The following is a 13,323-nucleotide window of genomic DNA, read 5'->3' as shown; positions in this document are numbered from 1 at the left end:
GGGTTGAGTAGTCCGTTTCACCTTGTCGAGGGTGTTCGGCGTGCTGGAAGGAAAGTGATATGAGCAAGGTCAGCGGTAGCAACGGCGGTGACAGCAAGAATACCCTATACTGCTCCTTCTGCGGAAAGAGCCAGCACGAGGTCCGCAAGCTGATAGCCGGACCGACGGTGTTCATCTGCGATGAATGCGTCGAACTCTGCATGGACATCATCCGCGAAGAGAACAAGACCTCGATGGTCAAGTCCCGCGATGGCGTTCCCACGCCCCAGGAGATCATCAAGGTTCTCGACGAATACGTCATCGGCCAGCAGCAGGCCAAGCGTATCCTGTCGGTCGCGGTCCATAACCATTACAAGCGCCTGGCCCATGCCGCCAAGGGCACCGACGTCGAGTTGGCCAAGTCCAACATCATGCTCGTTGGCCCGACCGGTTGCGGCAAGACCTATCTGGCCCAGACGCTGGCGCGGATTATCGACGTGCCGTTCACCATGGCCGACGCCACGACGCTGACCGAAGCCGGTTATGTCGGTGAAGACGTCGAGAATATCATCCTGAAGCTCCTGCAGGCTGCCGACTACAATGTCGAGCGCGCGCAACGCGGCATCGTCTATATCGATGAAGTCGACAAGATTTCGCGCAAGTCGGACAATCCTTCGATCACCAGGGACGTTTCGGGCGAGGGCGTGCAGCAGGCGCTTCTGAAGATCATGGAGGGCACCGTAGCATCGGTCCCGCCGCAGGGCGGCCGCAAGCATCCGCAGCAGGAGTTCCTGCAGGTGGACACGACCAACATTCTCTTCATCTGCGGCGGCGCGTTCGCCGGCCTCGACAAGATCATCTCGGCCCGTGGCGAGAAGACCTCGATCGGCTTCGGTGCTTCGGTCAAGTCGCCGGAAGATCGCCGCGTCGGCGAAGTCCTGCGCGAACTTGAGCCGGAAGATCTGGTCAAGTTCGGCCTGATCCCGGAATTCATCGGCCGTCTGCCGGTCCTGGCGACGCTCGAGGATCTCGATGAACCTGCACTGATCCAGATCCTGTCGGAGCCGAAGAACGCCCTGATCAAGCAGTATCAGCGCCTGTTCGAGATGGAAGACGTCGAGCTGACCTTCCACGAAGACGCTCTACGCGAAATCGCCAAGAAGGCGATCATCCGCAAGACCGGCGCCCGCGGCCTGCGCTCGATCATGGAAAAAATCCTGCTCGACACCATGTTCGAACTGCCGACGCTGGAAGGCGTGCGCGAAGTGGTCATCTCCGACGAGGTGGTCAAGGGGTCGGCCCGTCCGCTCTACATCTACTCCGAGCGCTCGGAAGAGAAGGCCAATGTTTCGGCCTGATCGCCGCGACGGTTACAAAACACAGGCCCGCCATGCGCGGGCCTTTTTATGTCGATAAATAAACCTCCACCTACGGTGGAGGACTGGACGAGTTCTACACTGTAGTTGAGAGACCTCCTGCTTGAACCACTGGGATGGCCCAGATTTCGAACAAGGAGGTTATATGGATGAAAAGACGCTCTCGCATGCGACGTGGGACTGCAAGTATCACGTTGTTTTTGGCAGCAAATACCGGACGAAAAGACTCTACGGGGACGTACGGCGTGAATTGGGGGAACTCTTGCGTCGTCTGGCGCAGCAAAAGGGTTGCCAAATCGAGGAGGGTCATTTGATGCCCGACCACGTGCTGATCTCGATCCCGCCGAAATACTCAGTGGCGTATATTGTTGGCTTTCTGAAGGGCAAGACGGCTCTTTATGTTGCGAACAAATACGCGCGCAAGCGCCGCTATAAGGGATATCACTTTTGGGCACGCGGGTATTTCGTTTCGACGACGGGCTACAACGAGCAGGTCGTCAGACAATATATCCGCAATCAGGAAAAGGCCGACAAAGCTTCCGACTTTGCCGACCTCTTCAATCGTAGCTACTAAGCGCTAACAAAACCACTTCTAGTGGTTCAAGCGCAGCGTTTCAAACCTCCACCTTTGGTGGAGGTCATGACTTTGTGGCGCAGGCTTTAAGCATGAATCAGATTTCCGGTCTCATCGACGGGTTCCGGCTGCCCATGCGTCCTCGATATGTCTGGTATGCGTTACAGACTGGGCCGCGTGATTGCCGGTGGATCGCAAATGCCTAGATTCCGCGATTGCCAAGGCAGGATAACAACGCGATTATGCTATGATTCTATATGGGTTGATGCCGATACGAAGTGTGCCTGTTGAGTTCGGCGGCAAGGTCCGCGACAGCCAGATGCCGTTTAATATCCGACTATGACTTCCTCCTTTTTCGGTAGTCGGCAAAGGGTTGAAAACAGACGCCACACACTCCACCTGACAGTGGAAAGAATGAAGACCGGAAGCGCTCTTGAACGCTTCGGGTAACGCGCCCGGAAACGGGACGGAAAGGAAATGACATGACGAGCAAAACGTCTCCGGCAATCGAAAGTGCGACCTATCCGGTGCTGCCATTGCGCGACATCGTGGTGTTCCCGCACATGATCGTGCCGCTGTTTGTCGGCCGTGAAAAATCGATCCGCGCGCTGGAAGAAGTCATGGGCACCGACAAGCAGATTATGCTTGCGACCCAGATCAATGCCAGCGACGACGATCCGGAACCCTCCGCGATCTATCAGATCGGCACGATCGCCAATGTTCTCCAGCTGCTGAAGCTGCCCGACGGCACCGTCAAGGTTCTGGTCGAAGGCCGTTCGCGCGCTGAAATCGACGGCTACACCCGCCGTGAGGAATTCTACGAAGCCATGGCTCACCCGCTGGCCGAGCCCGCGGAAGATCCGGTCGAGATCGAAGCGCTCAGCCGCTCGGTCGTCTCCGAGTTCGAAAGCTATGTGAAGCTCAACAAGAAGATCTCTCCCGAGGTCGTCGGCGCCGCCAGCCAGATCGAGGATTACTCGAAGCTCGCCGATACGGTTGCCTCGCATCTCTCCATCAAGATCGTCGAAAAGCAGGAAATGCTGGAGACGACCAGCGTCAAGCTGCGTCTTGAAAAGGCGCTCGGCTTCATGGAAGGCGAGATCTCGGTTCTGCAGGTCGAAAAGCGTATCCGCTCACGCGTCAAGCGCCAGATGGAAAAGACCCAGCGCGAATATTACCTGAACGAGCAGATGAAGGCGATCCAGAAGGAGCTCGGCGACGGCGAGGAAGGCCGCGACGAGATGGCCGAACTGGAAGACCGCATCGCCAAGACCAAGCTGTCCAAGGAAGCCCGGGAAAAGGCGGACGCTGAAGTCAAGAAACTGCGCCAGATGAGCCCGATGTCGGCGGAAGCCACCGTCGTGCGCAACTACCTGGATTGGCTGCTGGGCATCCCGTGGTCGAAGAAGTCGAAGGTCAAGACCGACCTCAACCATGCTGAAAAGGTGCTCGAGCTCGATCACTTCGGCCTGGACAAGGTCAAGGAACGGATCATCGAATATCTGGCCGTGCAGGCGCGTTCGCAGAAGATCAAGGGGCCAATCCTGTGCCTCGTCGGTCCTCCAGGTGTCGGCAAGACGTCGCTTGCCAAGTCGATCGCCAAGGCGACCGGCCGTGAGTATATCCGCATGGCGCTCGGCGGCGTTCGTGACGAAGCCGAAATCCGCGGTCACCGCCGCACCTATATCGGTTCGATGCCCGGCAAGGTCATCCAGTCGATGAAGAAGGCAAAGAAGTCCAATCCGCTCTTCCTGCTCGACGAGATCGACAAGATGGGCCAGGACTTCCGTGGCGACCCGTCGTCGGCTCTGCTCGAGGTGCTGGATCCGGAACAGAACTCGACCTTCATGGACCACTATCTCGAAGTGGAATATGACCTGTCGAACGTGATGTTCATCACCACGGCAAACACGCTGAACATCCCGGCGCCGCTGATGGACCGCATGGAGGTGATCCGCATCGCCGGCTATACCGAAGAGGAAAAGCTGGAGATCGCCAAGCGACACCTGCTGCCGAAGGCGGTTGCCGATCACGCGCTTCAGGCCAAGGAATTCTCGGTAACCGACGAAGCGCTTCGCACGGTGATCCAGACTTACACCCGTGAGGCGGGCGTGCGTAGCCTCGAACGCGAGTTGATGAAACTCGCCCGCAAGGCCGTGACCGAAATCCTCAAGGGCAAGACCGACAAGGTCGAAGTCACGCCGGAAAACGTCAACGACTATCTGGGCGTTCCGCGCTATCGCCACGGCGAAGCCGAGCGCACCGATCAGGTTGGCGTCGTCACCGGTCTCGCCTGGACGGAAGTCGGCGGCGAGCTTCTGACGATCGAAGGCGTGATGATGCCGGGCAAGGGCCGCATGACGGTCACCGGCAACCTGCGCGACGTGATGAAGGAATCGATTTCGGCGGCGGCATCCTATGTCCGCTCGCGGGCGATCGACTTCGGCATCGAGCCGCCGCAGTTCGACAAGAGCGACATCCACGTGCACGTGCCGGAAGGCGCAACGCCAAAGGATGGTCCGTCGGCCGGCGTTGCCATGGCGACGGCAATCGTGTCGATCATGACGGGCATCGAAGTCGACAGGAATGTCGCGATGACCGGCGAGATCACGCTGCGTGGCCGCGTTTTGCCGATCGGCGGCCTGAAGGAAAAGCTGCTTGCAGCGCTTCGCGGCGGCATCAAGAAGGTGCTGATCCCGGAAGAGAACGCCAAGGATCTGGCGGATATTCCGGACAACGTGAAGAACAATATGGAGATCATTCCGGTCTCGCATATCGGTGAAGTGCTCAAGCATGCCTTGACGCGGGCGCCGGTGGCGATCGAATGGGATCCGTCCAAGCAGCCGGCTCCGGTCACTTCGGTCGACGCCGACGACGCTGGAGCGACGATCGCGCATTAAGCGCTTGACTCGACTGCCAATGAGTGCGTCCCACAAGCGGCGCCCTGATTTGCAACGGAAACAGTGGAAGACCGGCATTTTTGCCGGTCTTTTTTATGTAAAACGCCCCTCAAAGCCTTGCATTCTCGGGGATTCGGAGCGATTGGGTTTGCCAAGGCGAGGGTCTTGCGTATGCTGCCCCCGGCTTGAAAATTGAGTCGTTTCGAACCAGTATTGAAAGGGGTGGAAACATGAACAAGAATGAGCTCGTGTCCGCAGTTGCCGAAAAGGCCGGACTCTCGAAGACTGATGCATCTTCTGCAGTTGATGCACTCTTCGACGTCATCCAGGCAGAACTGAAGAACGGCGGCGACATTCGTCTCGTCGGCTTCGGCAATTTCTCGGTTAGCCGCCGCGAAGCATCCAAGGGCCGCAACCCGTCCACCGGTGCGGAAGTCGACATTCCGGCCCGCAACGTGCCGAAGTTCTCGGCCGGCAAGGGTCTGAAGGACGCCGTGAACTAAGTTTCATGTTTCATCTGCAGCACCGTGGCCGAAATGCCGTCGGTTCGATAGCAGGTTGAATTGGAGGCCCGGGTCCGTCCCGGGCCTCTTTTCGTTTGGCCATTCCGACGGCACGGATAAATGTCCAAGCTGCAGCCCTTTTCTAATATGCCGGGCCTGTCATGCGGGTGTTACAGTGCGTGGTCAAAACCCCCTCGTATTCTGTTCATCAGGAGGGGTTTCCCATGAAAACATTGTCATTGACCACGGCTCTCGCAGCCGTGCTCGCCGCGTCCACTGCCACCAGCGTCTTGGCCGAGCCGGTCTTCAACCGCGTTGCATCCTTCGCCGTTGCCGACAACCTGCCGGCTGGCGCGGACAAGAAGACCACGACATCGGCCGAAATCATCGCAGCCACCGAAGACGGCAACATGCTCGTCTATTCCGACAGCCCGAACAAGGCGATCGGCCTGATCGATATCACCGATCCCAGGGCGCCAAAGGCCGGCGGCGCGGTTTCCTTCGACGGCGAGCCGACCTCGGTCGCGATTGCCGCAGGCAAGGCCCTGGTCGCTGTCAACACGCGTGAAAGCTTCGTCAAGCCGTCGGGCATCCTCGCCCAGGTTAATCTTGTTTCGAAAACCGTCGATACGACCTGCGATCTCGGCGGCCAGCCGGATTCGATCGCGCTCAACAAGGACAAGACAATCGCCGCGATCGCCATCGAGAACGAGCGGGACGAAGAGGTCAATGACGGCGATATCCCGCAGATGCCGGCCGGCGATCTCGTGCTCCTGTCGCTGAAGGATGGCGTCGTCGATTGCGGCTCGATCAAGCATGTGACGCTGACGGGCCTTGCCGATGTTGCCGGCGACGATCCGGAACCGGAATTCGTATCCTTCAACAGCCTCGACGAAGTTGCGCTGACGCTGCAGGAAAACAACACCATCGTCATCATCGACGGCAAGACCGGCACGGTGAAGTCCCATCTCTCCGCCGGTACCGTCAATCTCGAAGGGATCGATACCAGGAAGGACGGCGCATTGACGTTCACCGGCGAGCTGAAGGATGTCCCGCGCGAGCCAGACGCCGTGAAGTGGCTGGACGACAACCGCCTCGTCGTCGCCAACGAAGGCGACTGGAAGGGCGGCGCCCGCGGCTTCACCATCTTCGACAAGACCGGCAAGGTCGTTTATGAAAACGGTGCCAGCCTCGAGCGCGAGATCGCCAAGATCGGTCACTATCCCGACAAGCGCAACAAGAAGGGCATCGAGCCGGAAGGTCTGGAAGCGGCCAAGTTCGGCGACGACAACCTGTTCTTCGTATTGGCAGAGCGCGCTTCTGTCGTCGGCGTCTACAAGGACACGGGCGCCGAGCCACAGCTTCTCCAGCTTTTGCCGTCGGGCATTTCGCCGGAAGGCGCAGTTGCCATTCCTGGACGCAATCTGCTCGCGACGGCCAACGAGGCTGATCTCGGCGAAGATGGCGGCGCCCGCTCGCATGTCATGATTTACGAGCGTGCCGAAGGTACGCCGGCCTATCCGCAGATCGTTTCCACCGAGAAGGATGGCGAACTGATTGGCTTTGGCGCTCTTTCCGGCCTTGCCCCGATCAAGGACAAGCCGGGCATGCTCTTTGCCGTCAACGACAGCTTCTACGCTTCGCAGCCGACGATCTTCACGATCGACGCCACGCAGAAGCCGGCGAAAATCGTCGATGCGCTGCGCATCACCCGCAACGGCGCTGCCGCCCAGAAGCTGGACAGCGAAGGCGTGACGCCGGATGGCGAAGGCGGTTACTGGCTCGCCAATGAAGGCGATGCCGACAAGCTCGTCGGTCACGGTATCGTCCATGTCAACGAGAAGGGTGAGATCGAAAAGGAGATCGCCATTCCCGCCGAACTGCGCGCCTATGACAAGCGTTTCGGCTTCGAAGGCATCACCAGCGTCGGCGAAGGTGACGACAAGGTGCTCTGGATGGCCGTTCAGCGCGAATGGGGTGACGACGAGAAGGGCTTCGTCAAGCTCGTCTCCTACAAGCCGTCTTCCGAAGAATGGGGCGCGGTGCGTTACCCGCTTGAAAAGACGGAAAGCGGCTGGGTCGGTCTATCGGAAATCACGGCTTACGGTGACCACGCCTATATCATCGAGCGTGACAACCTGATCGGCCAGGCTGCCAAGCTGAAGAAGATCTACCGCGTCGCTCTCGCCGACCTGAAGCCGGCCAAGCTCGGCGGCGAACTGCCCGTCGTCAGGAAGGAAGAAGTCCGCGACCTGCTGCCGGAACTCAAGTCGCTCGGCGGCTATGTCGTCGACAAGGTCGAAGGCTTCACGGTCGATGCCGCCGGCAACGGCTATGTCGTCATCGACAATGACGGCGTCGATGATTCCTCCGGCGAAACGCTGTTCTTCTCGATCGGTACGATGAACGCGATGTAAGCGGGACAACAACGGTTACGGAAAAGGCCGGGCATGATGCGCTCGGCCTTTTCTATTCTGGAGCACTCTTAAACTTTGGAGCCTATTCGGCGACTGCGTCTTCCGCACCGTCTTCCTTGCGCCTGCGGATTTCATCGGCCTTCGCCACCAGCCGGCTGACGATCTCGTGCATCTGGTCCAGTTGCTGGTCATCCAGCGCCGAGAAGATTTCCTCGATCAGCTGTTTGCGGGGATGTTCCGCGGCTTCGAGGACGACCCGGCCGACATCGGTGATGGAGACGATCTTGGCGCGGCGGTCTTCCGGATCGGGTTTGCGCACGACGAGTTTGTCCCGTTCCAGCCCGTCGATGGCTTCGGTCACCGTGCGCGGCGCGAAATTCAGCGCACCGGCAATGTCGGTAGACCGACAGGGCCCGAGTTTGCTCAGGAAAAACAGAAACTTGCTGCGCGCCAGGGACACGCCTTCCTCGGTCATCGACTCGTTGATGAGGCGGTGAACGCGATGATAGAGCTCAAAAAGCTTGTCCGAGACTTCGAATGTGGATTTCATGGGTTTTATATGGATATTCCGGGCTTCGCTGTCAAATGGCGTTGTTAGCGCTGCCATTGTCAAGTGCCGGCGGCATCTGTTCTGATGTAATATTCCAGATGCCGAAATTCTGCACGGCAAAGGCTGGGCTAAACATGTCGGAATTGACATGGGGGTAGGAGCCCTCCGGCATTGACGCGGACGGTGAGCGCGGGCCATGGTCGGGCATGCCGTTCCGCTTCGTCCACACCGCCGATCTTCATCTCGATTCCCCCTTGCGCAGTCTCGCGTTGAAAAATCCCGAGCTTGCCGAACTGGTGCGCGGCGCGACCCGGACGGCGCTGACACGGATTGTCGACCTGTGCATAACGGAGAATGTCGATGCGCTGCTGGTCGCCGGCGATCTCTATGACGGTTCGCAGACCTCGATGAACACCGCGCTTTACCTCGCCGGCGAGATGCGCCGGCTGGAAGCAGCCGGCATCCGGGTCTTTCTCATTCGCGGCAACCACGATTCCCAGTCGACGATGACGCGTGAGCTGACCTTTCCGGACAATGTCCATGTCTTTTCCGGCCGGGCAAAATCCGTGCTGGCAAAGACGCTGGCAGACGGTCGGGCGGTGCATATCCATGGCATCAGCTTTGCCAATCCGCACGCGCCAGACAGTCTGCTGCCGTCGTTCCAGGCGCCGGTCACTGATGCGATCAATATCGGCATGCTGCATACGAGCCTCGCCGGCACGCCCGGCCACGATCCCTATGCGCCGACCGGCGTTACCGATCTGGTCGGGCACGGTTTCGACTATTGGGCGCTCGGCCATGTTCATTTGAGGCAGGTGCATTCGCAGACGCCGCTGATCGTCATGCCGGGCATGCCGCAGGGGCGCGACATCAACGAGGCTGGCCCGAAGACGGTGACGCTCGTAACGGTTGGTGATGACGGCGTGCTTACCCACGCCGAGCATGCGATCGGCCAAGCGGTGTTCGAGCGCATGAGCGTCGATCTCGCCGGCGTCGAGGACTGGCGCCAGATGATCGATATTGTCGGGCACAGCTTGTCCACGCTGCGAGACAGGACGGCCGCGGACCATCTCATCGTACGGCTGACGCTGAGCGGCGCGACATCACTTGCCTGGAAGCTGCGGCGCGATCCGGATTTCCTTTTCGCCGAACTCGGCAATCTCGCTGCCGGCTTGAAAGGGTGCTGGATCGAGAAGATCGAGATCGACTGCCGTGGCATCGCGGCAAGCGCTTCCCTGTCCGGACCTGATCCCGTCGAGGAACTGGCGAGCCTCATCCGCTCCGACGTCCTGTCGTCCCATGCCTTTCGCCAGGAGGTGTCCGGCATCCTCGACGAATTGCTGCTCCAGTTGCCGCGCGAATTGCGCGATAGCCTCGCCCGCGACGAACAGGCCGCTGCCGCGCTGGCGGAATCGATGGCGCTCACCGGAAGCGACGACGTTCTGGCCTATCTGCATGGCGGTGACGCGGAGGCGGATCGCTGATGCGCCTCAACCGCCTTGATCTCGTTCGTTACGGCAAGTTCACCGAACGCAGCCTGGATTTTGGCGAGGCACGCCTCGGCAGCCCCGATTTTCATCTCGTCTATGGGCCCAACGAGGCGGGCAAGTCGACGCTGTTTTCGGCCTTCCTCGATCTTCTCTTCGGCATCGAACGACTCAGCAGCTACGGTTTTCTCCATCCCTACGCGACGATGCGTATCGGCGGTGTGATCGAGACCGGCGGCAGGGTGCATGCGGTGTCCCGCGTGAAGCGCAACCAGAATTCGCTGCTGGATGCCGACGACCAGCCGTTGCCGGACAATCTGTTTTCCGCAGCCCTCGGATCGATCGACCGCGCCACTTACCAGATGATGTTCTCGCTCGACGACGACAGCATCGAGAAGGGTGGCGAAAGCATCCTGAAGAGCGAGGGCGAACTCGGCTCCCTGTTGTTTTCCGCCAGTTCGGGACTGCCGGACAGCAGCGCCATCCTGTCGGGTCTCAAGGCCAAGGCGGATGCCTTCTACAAGCCGCAGGGCAGAAAACATCGGCTGGCCGAGCTGAAGGCCGAGCTTGATCTGTTGAAGGATGAAAAGGCGGCGATCGATGTCAACGCCCGCGAATTCGCCAGCTTGCGCAAGACGCGGGATGCGGCCGCCGAGCGGCATGACGCGGCCGGGAAGGCACGCGCTGAGCTGCGTGTGTCCTTCGATCAGGCACGCAGCCGCATTGAGGGCCTGCCGCTGCTGGCACGATTGCGGGGCCTGCGCGCCGAACTTGCGGCCTTCGCCGACCTGCCGGAGCCGCCGGCCGCCTGGTATGCCCTCCTGCCGCAATTGATGCGCGACGAAACGGATCTTGCGGCCCGGCTAGGACAGCTAGAGGCCGATATCGAGCGCCGAGCGACCGAACTCGCCGGCATCGAGCGCGACAGCGCGGCGATCGGCATCCTTGGCGATGTCCGCGATCTTGAACGGTCCGAACTCGAGGCGCGCCACAGGACGGCGGCGCGCGACATGCCGACGCGTCTGGATGAACGCGCCAAGATCGCCGCCGATATCGCCGCCCGACTGGGGCGTCTCGATCGCGCCGATGTTTCCGATGCCGCAACGCTTCTTCTGCCGACCGCCGTGGCCGGCCGGCTGCAGGATATGGCGCAGCACCATTCCGCCTTGAAGGAACGGCTGCAGGCCGCCGCGCAGGAAAAGGCGCGCGCCGAGGAGGAGGGCGCTGAGGCTTCGCGGGTGCAGGGCGCCTTGGTAACCGCTGGCGGTGTCGGTGATCCGGCACTGCTGGCCAATGTGCTGCAGCAACTGCGCCAGGATGATTGCCTGCTGCGCCAACAGGCCGCGAACCGGCAGCTTGTCGTGCTGAACGACCAGCTGGCCGACAAGCTGGCGGCGCTGGCGCCGTTTGCAGCGGACGCGGATCGACTGGTCGTGCTCGCCATTCCCGATGAATCCGAGATTTCAGAATGGACGACACGGCGATCGAGCCTGACGGAACAGGTCAAGCGGCTCGACGAGCGAATTGCCGACGAGGCCGCGCTGGTCGCGGCGGAAGAGGCCAAGCTGGAAGAGCTGACACGCACCGGCGGTTTCGCCGCCGATGATGCCGCCCTGACACTTCGCCAGCAGCGCGACCGCGCCTGGAAGAGCCATATCGGCAAACTGGATGGCGAGACCGCGCAGGCTTTCGAGACGACGCTGAAGATGGACGACGAGGCGACGGCCTTGCGACTGGCGCGGTCACAGGATCTCGCGCAGGCGCGGGGGCTGTCGCTTTCCATCGCCGAGCGCAACGGCCGGCTCTCCGCGTTACGCGGGCAGCATCAGGCGGCGATGGCCGAGATTGCTGAACTGCGCAGCGAGATTTCGGCAGCGGCCGAGCGGTGCGGTCTTTCGCAGGAGACAAAGCTCAACCAACTGGTCGCCTGGCTTGCCAAGCGTGTCGCAGCCTTGGAAACGCGCACCCAGCTTCGGGCTGTGCAACAGGAGATGCGGCTTGCCGTGGCGGACGAGGAGAAGGCGCTGCAGCGCCTGACCCGCGCGCTGATGGAGCGGGGCGTGACCGATGCCATTCCGGCGCGGCTGGAGGATGCAATCGCTTTTGCCGGCCGCATCGTTGAGGACTTGCAATCGAGCCACCGCGCCCGTGCCGCGGCGATCGAAGCGGTGGAACGGGCGGAAAAGGCATTGCGGGCCCGAACAGCCGCTTGGAGCGCCGCCGCGGCCGATATCGCCGATTGGACCCGGCGCTGGGAGGAGGCCGTCGGCGACACCTGGCTGGCAGGGCGCGATGGAGCGGCGGTGTCGCCGCAGGAAATCGTCCCGGTTCTGGCTGTCCTGCAGGACCTCGACAAACTGATTCAGCGTCAGGCCGATCTCGATCATCGCATCGAAGGCATGCGCAAGGATCAGGTTGCCTTCGCACAGACTGTCGATGCGCTTGCCGCGCGGCTTGCCATGCCGTCGGGTGACGATCCGCTGGCGACGTTTCAGACGATCCGCGAGCGTTTCGCCGAGGCCGAACGGCAAGAGGCTCTGTTCCTGCGCCTGTCGCAGGAGAACGAGGCGCGTCTGTCGGAAAGCCGGACCCTGACGGAAACGCGCGCGCGCCATGACGCGCAGAAGCGCGGAATGCTCGACCTGTTCGATTGTGCCACTCTGATGGAAGTCTCCTCGCATCTGGAGACGGCAAAGGCGCGCGAACGGCTGCGGGAGCGCATTGCCGAAACGGAGGCGGATCTTGCCGCCCGCCTTGGCGTCGGTCGGGCCGACGAGGCGGAAATGCTGTTGAGCGCCGTTGATGCGGATGGCCTGAGGCTGGAGATGGCGACGTTGCAAACGCGGCTGGAGCAGGCGGACAAGGAGGTGGATGAGCTCAACGGTGAGCGACGCGACGCGGAGAAATCGCTCGCCGCGGTCGGCGGCGGTGATGCGGCCGCCCATATCGACGAGAAGCGCCGCACGGTGCTGGCCGAAATCGAGGAGCGGGCGACGGCATATCTGCGGCTGCGCATGGGCATTCTCGCCGGCGAAACGGCGCTTCGGCTCTATCGCGAGCGCCACCGCAGCGCCATGATGCGCCGGGCATCGACGGCGTTCAGCGTCATCAGCGGCGGCGAATATAACGGGCTGGCGACGCAGGCGGAGAAGGGCGAGGAGTTTTTGATCGCCAATGCGGCCGCCGGCGGCTCGAAGCTGGCGCGCGACCTCTCCAAGGGCACGCGCTTCCAGCTTTATCTGGCGCTGCGCATGGCCGGCTACCACGAAATCGCCGCCACGCGGGAATCGCTGCCCTTCATCGCCGACGACATCATGGAGACATTCGACGATGGGCGCGCAGGGCACGCCTTCTCTCTGATGGCGGACATGGCGAAGGTGGGGCAGGTGATCTACCTGACCCATCACCAGCATCTCTGCGACATCGCCCGCAAGGCCTGTCCGGACGTGACGATCCATACGCTTTGACCGCCGCGCTGGACGGCGCGGTGCGTGGGCAAGTCGTCTTCAGCGAGACTTTCGCTGGAGTTACGCTATG

Annotated in this window: 8 protein-coding genes; 7 read left to right on the top strand and 1 reads right to left on the bottom strand. The window is 61.2% G+C overall.

Annotated features, from left to right (window positions below; translation table 11 throughout):
• Positions 1-59 precede the first annotated feature (59 nt).
• The 5 genes from clpX to ACST81_RS15905 all read left to right on the top strand — a co-directional run bounded on the left by clpX (position 60) and on the right by ACST81_RS15905 (position 7,749).
• Positions 60-1,337, top strand: a complete 1,278-nt coding sequence (gene clpX / locus ACST81_RS15925) for an ATP-dependent Clp protease ATP-binding subunit ClpX (RefSeq protein ID WP_062576370.1) — start codon at positions 60-62, stop codon at positions 1,335-1,337.
• A gap of 163 nt (positions 1,338-1,500) precedes the next feature.
• Complete coding sequence (tnpA, locus tag ACST81_RS15920) at positions 1,501-1,929, top strand: IS200/IS605 family transposase (RefSeq protein WP_438748904.1); 429 nt, start codon at positions 1,501-1,503, stop codon at positions 1,927-1,929.
• A gap of 482 nt (positions 1,930-2,411) precedes the next feature.
• Positions 2,412-4,829, top strand: a complete 2,418-nt coding sequence (gene lon / locus ACST81_RS15915; RefSeq protein WP_438749123.1) for an endopeptidase La — start codon at positions 2,412-2,414, stop codon at positions 4,827-4,829.
• A gap of 230 nt (positions 4,830-5,059) precedes the next feature.
• Complete coding sequence (gene hupB, locus ACST81_RS15910) at positions 5,060-5,332, top strand: DNA-binding protein HupB (RefSeq protein WP_307229150.1); 273 nt, start codon at positions 5,060-5,062, stop codon at positions 5,330-5,332.
• Between the two features lie 224 nt (positions 5,333-5,556).
• On the top strand, positions 5,557-7,749 hold the full coding sequence (locus tag ACST81_RS15905; protein ID WP_438749121.1) for an esterase-like activity of phytase family protein: 2,193 nt from the start codon (positions 5,557-5,559) through the stop codon (positions 7,747-7,749).
• An 82-nt stretch (positions 7,750-7,831) separates the two neighbouring features.
• Here the strand turns inward: ACST81_RS15905 and ACST81_RS15900 are convergent, their stop codons facing one another.
• Positions 7,832-8,299 (bottom strand): MarR family winged helix-turn-helix transcriptional regulator, encoded by a 468-nt coding sequence (locus ACST81_RS15900; RefSeq protein ID WP_438749119.1) that lies wholly within the window; start codon positions 8,297-8,299, stop codon positions 7,832-7,834.
• Between the two features lie 206 nt (positions 8,300-8,505).
• Here ACST81_RS15900 and ACST81_RS15895 point away from each other — a divergent pair, with 206 nt between their 5' ends.
• Together ACST81_RS15895 and ACST81_RS15890 are read left to right on the top strand one after the other, a co-directional pair.
• The gene (locus ACST81_RS15895) at positions 8,506-9,783 is read left to right on the top strand and encodes a metallophosphoesterase family protein (protein ID WP_438749117.1); all 1,278 of its coding nucleotides are present in this window, start codon (positions 8,506-8,508) and stop codon (positions 9,781-9,783) included.
• Positions 9,783-13,253, top strand: a complete 3,471-nt coding sequence (locus ACST81_RS15890; RefSeq protein WP_438749115.1) for an AAA family ATPase — start codon at positions 9,783-9,785, stop codon at positions 13,251-13,253. The genes ACST81_RS15895 and ACST81_RS15890 overlap by 1 nt, the downstream gene beginning before the upstream one ends.
• Positions 13,254-13,323: the final 70 nt, after the last annotated feature.

The organism is Pararhizobium sp. O133 (genome assembly GCF_051669845.1).
Taxonomy (GTDB): Bacteria; Pseudomonadota; Alphaproteobacteria; order Rhizobiales; family Rhizobiaceae; genus Pararhizobium.
The sequence above is the reverse complement of the archived record's forward strand: the minus strand, read 5'-3'. Positions and strand labels throughout refer to the sequence as shown.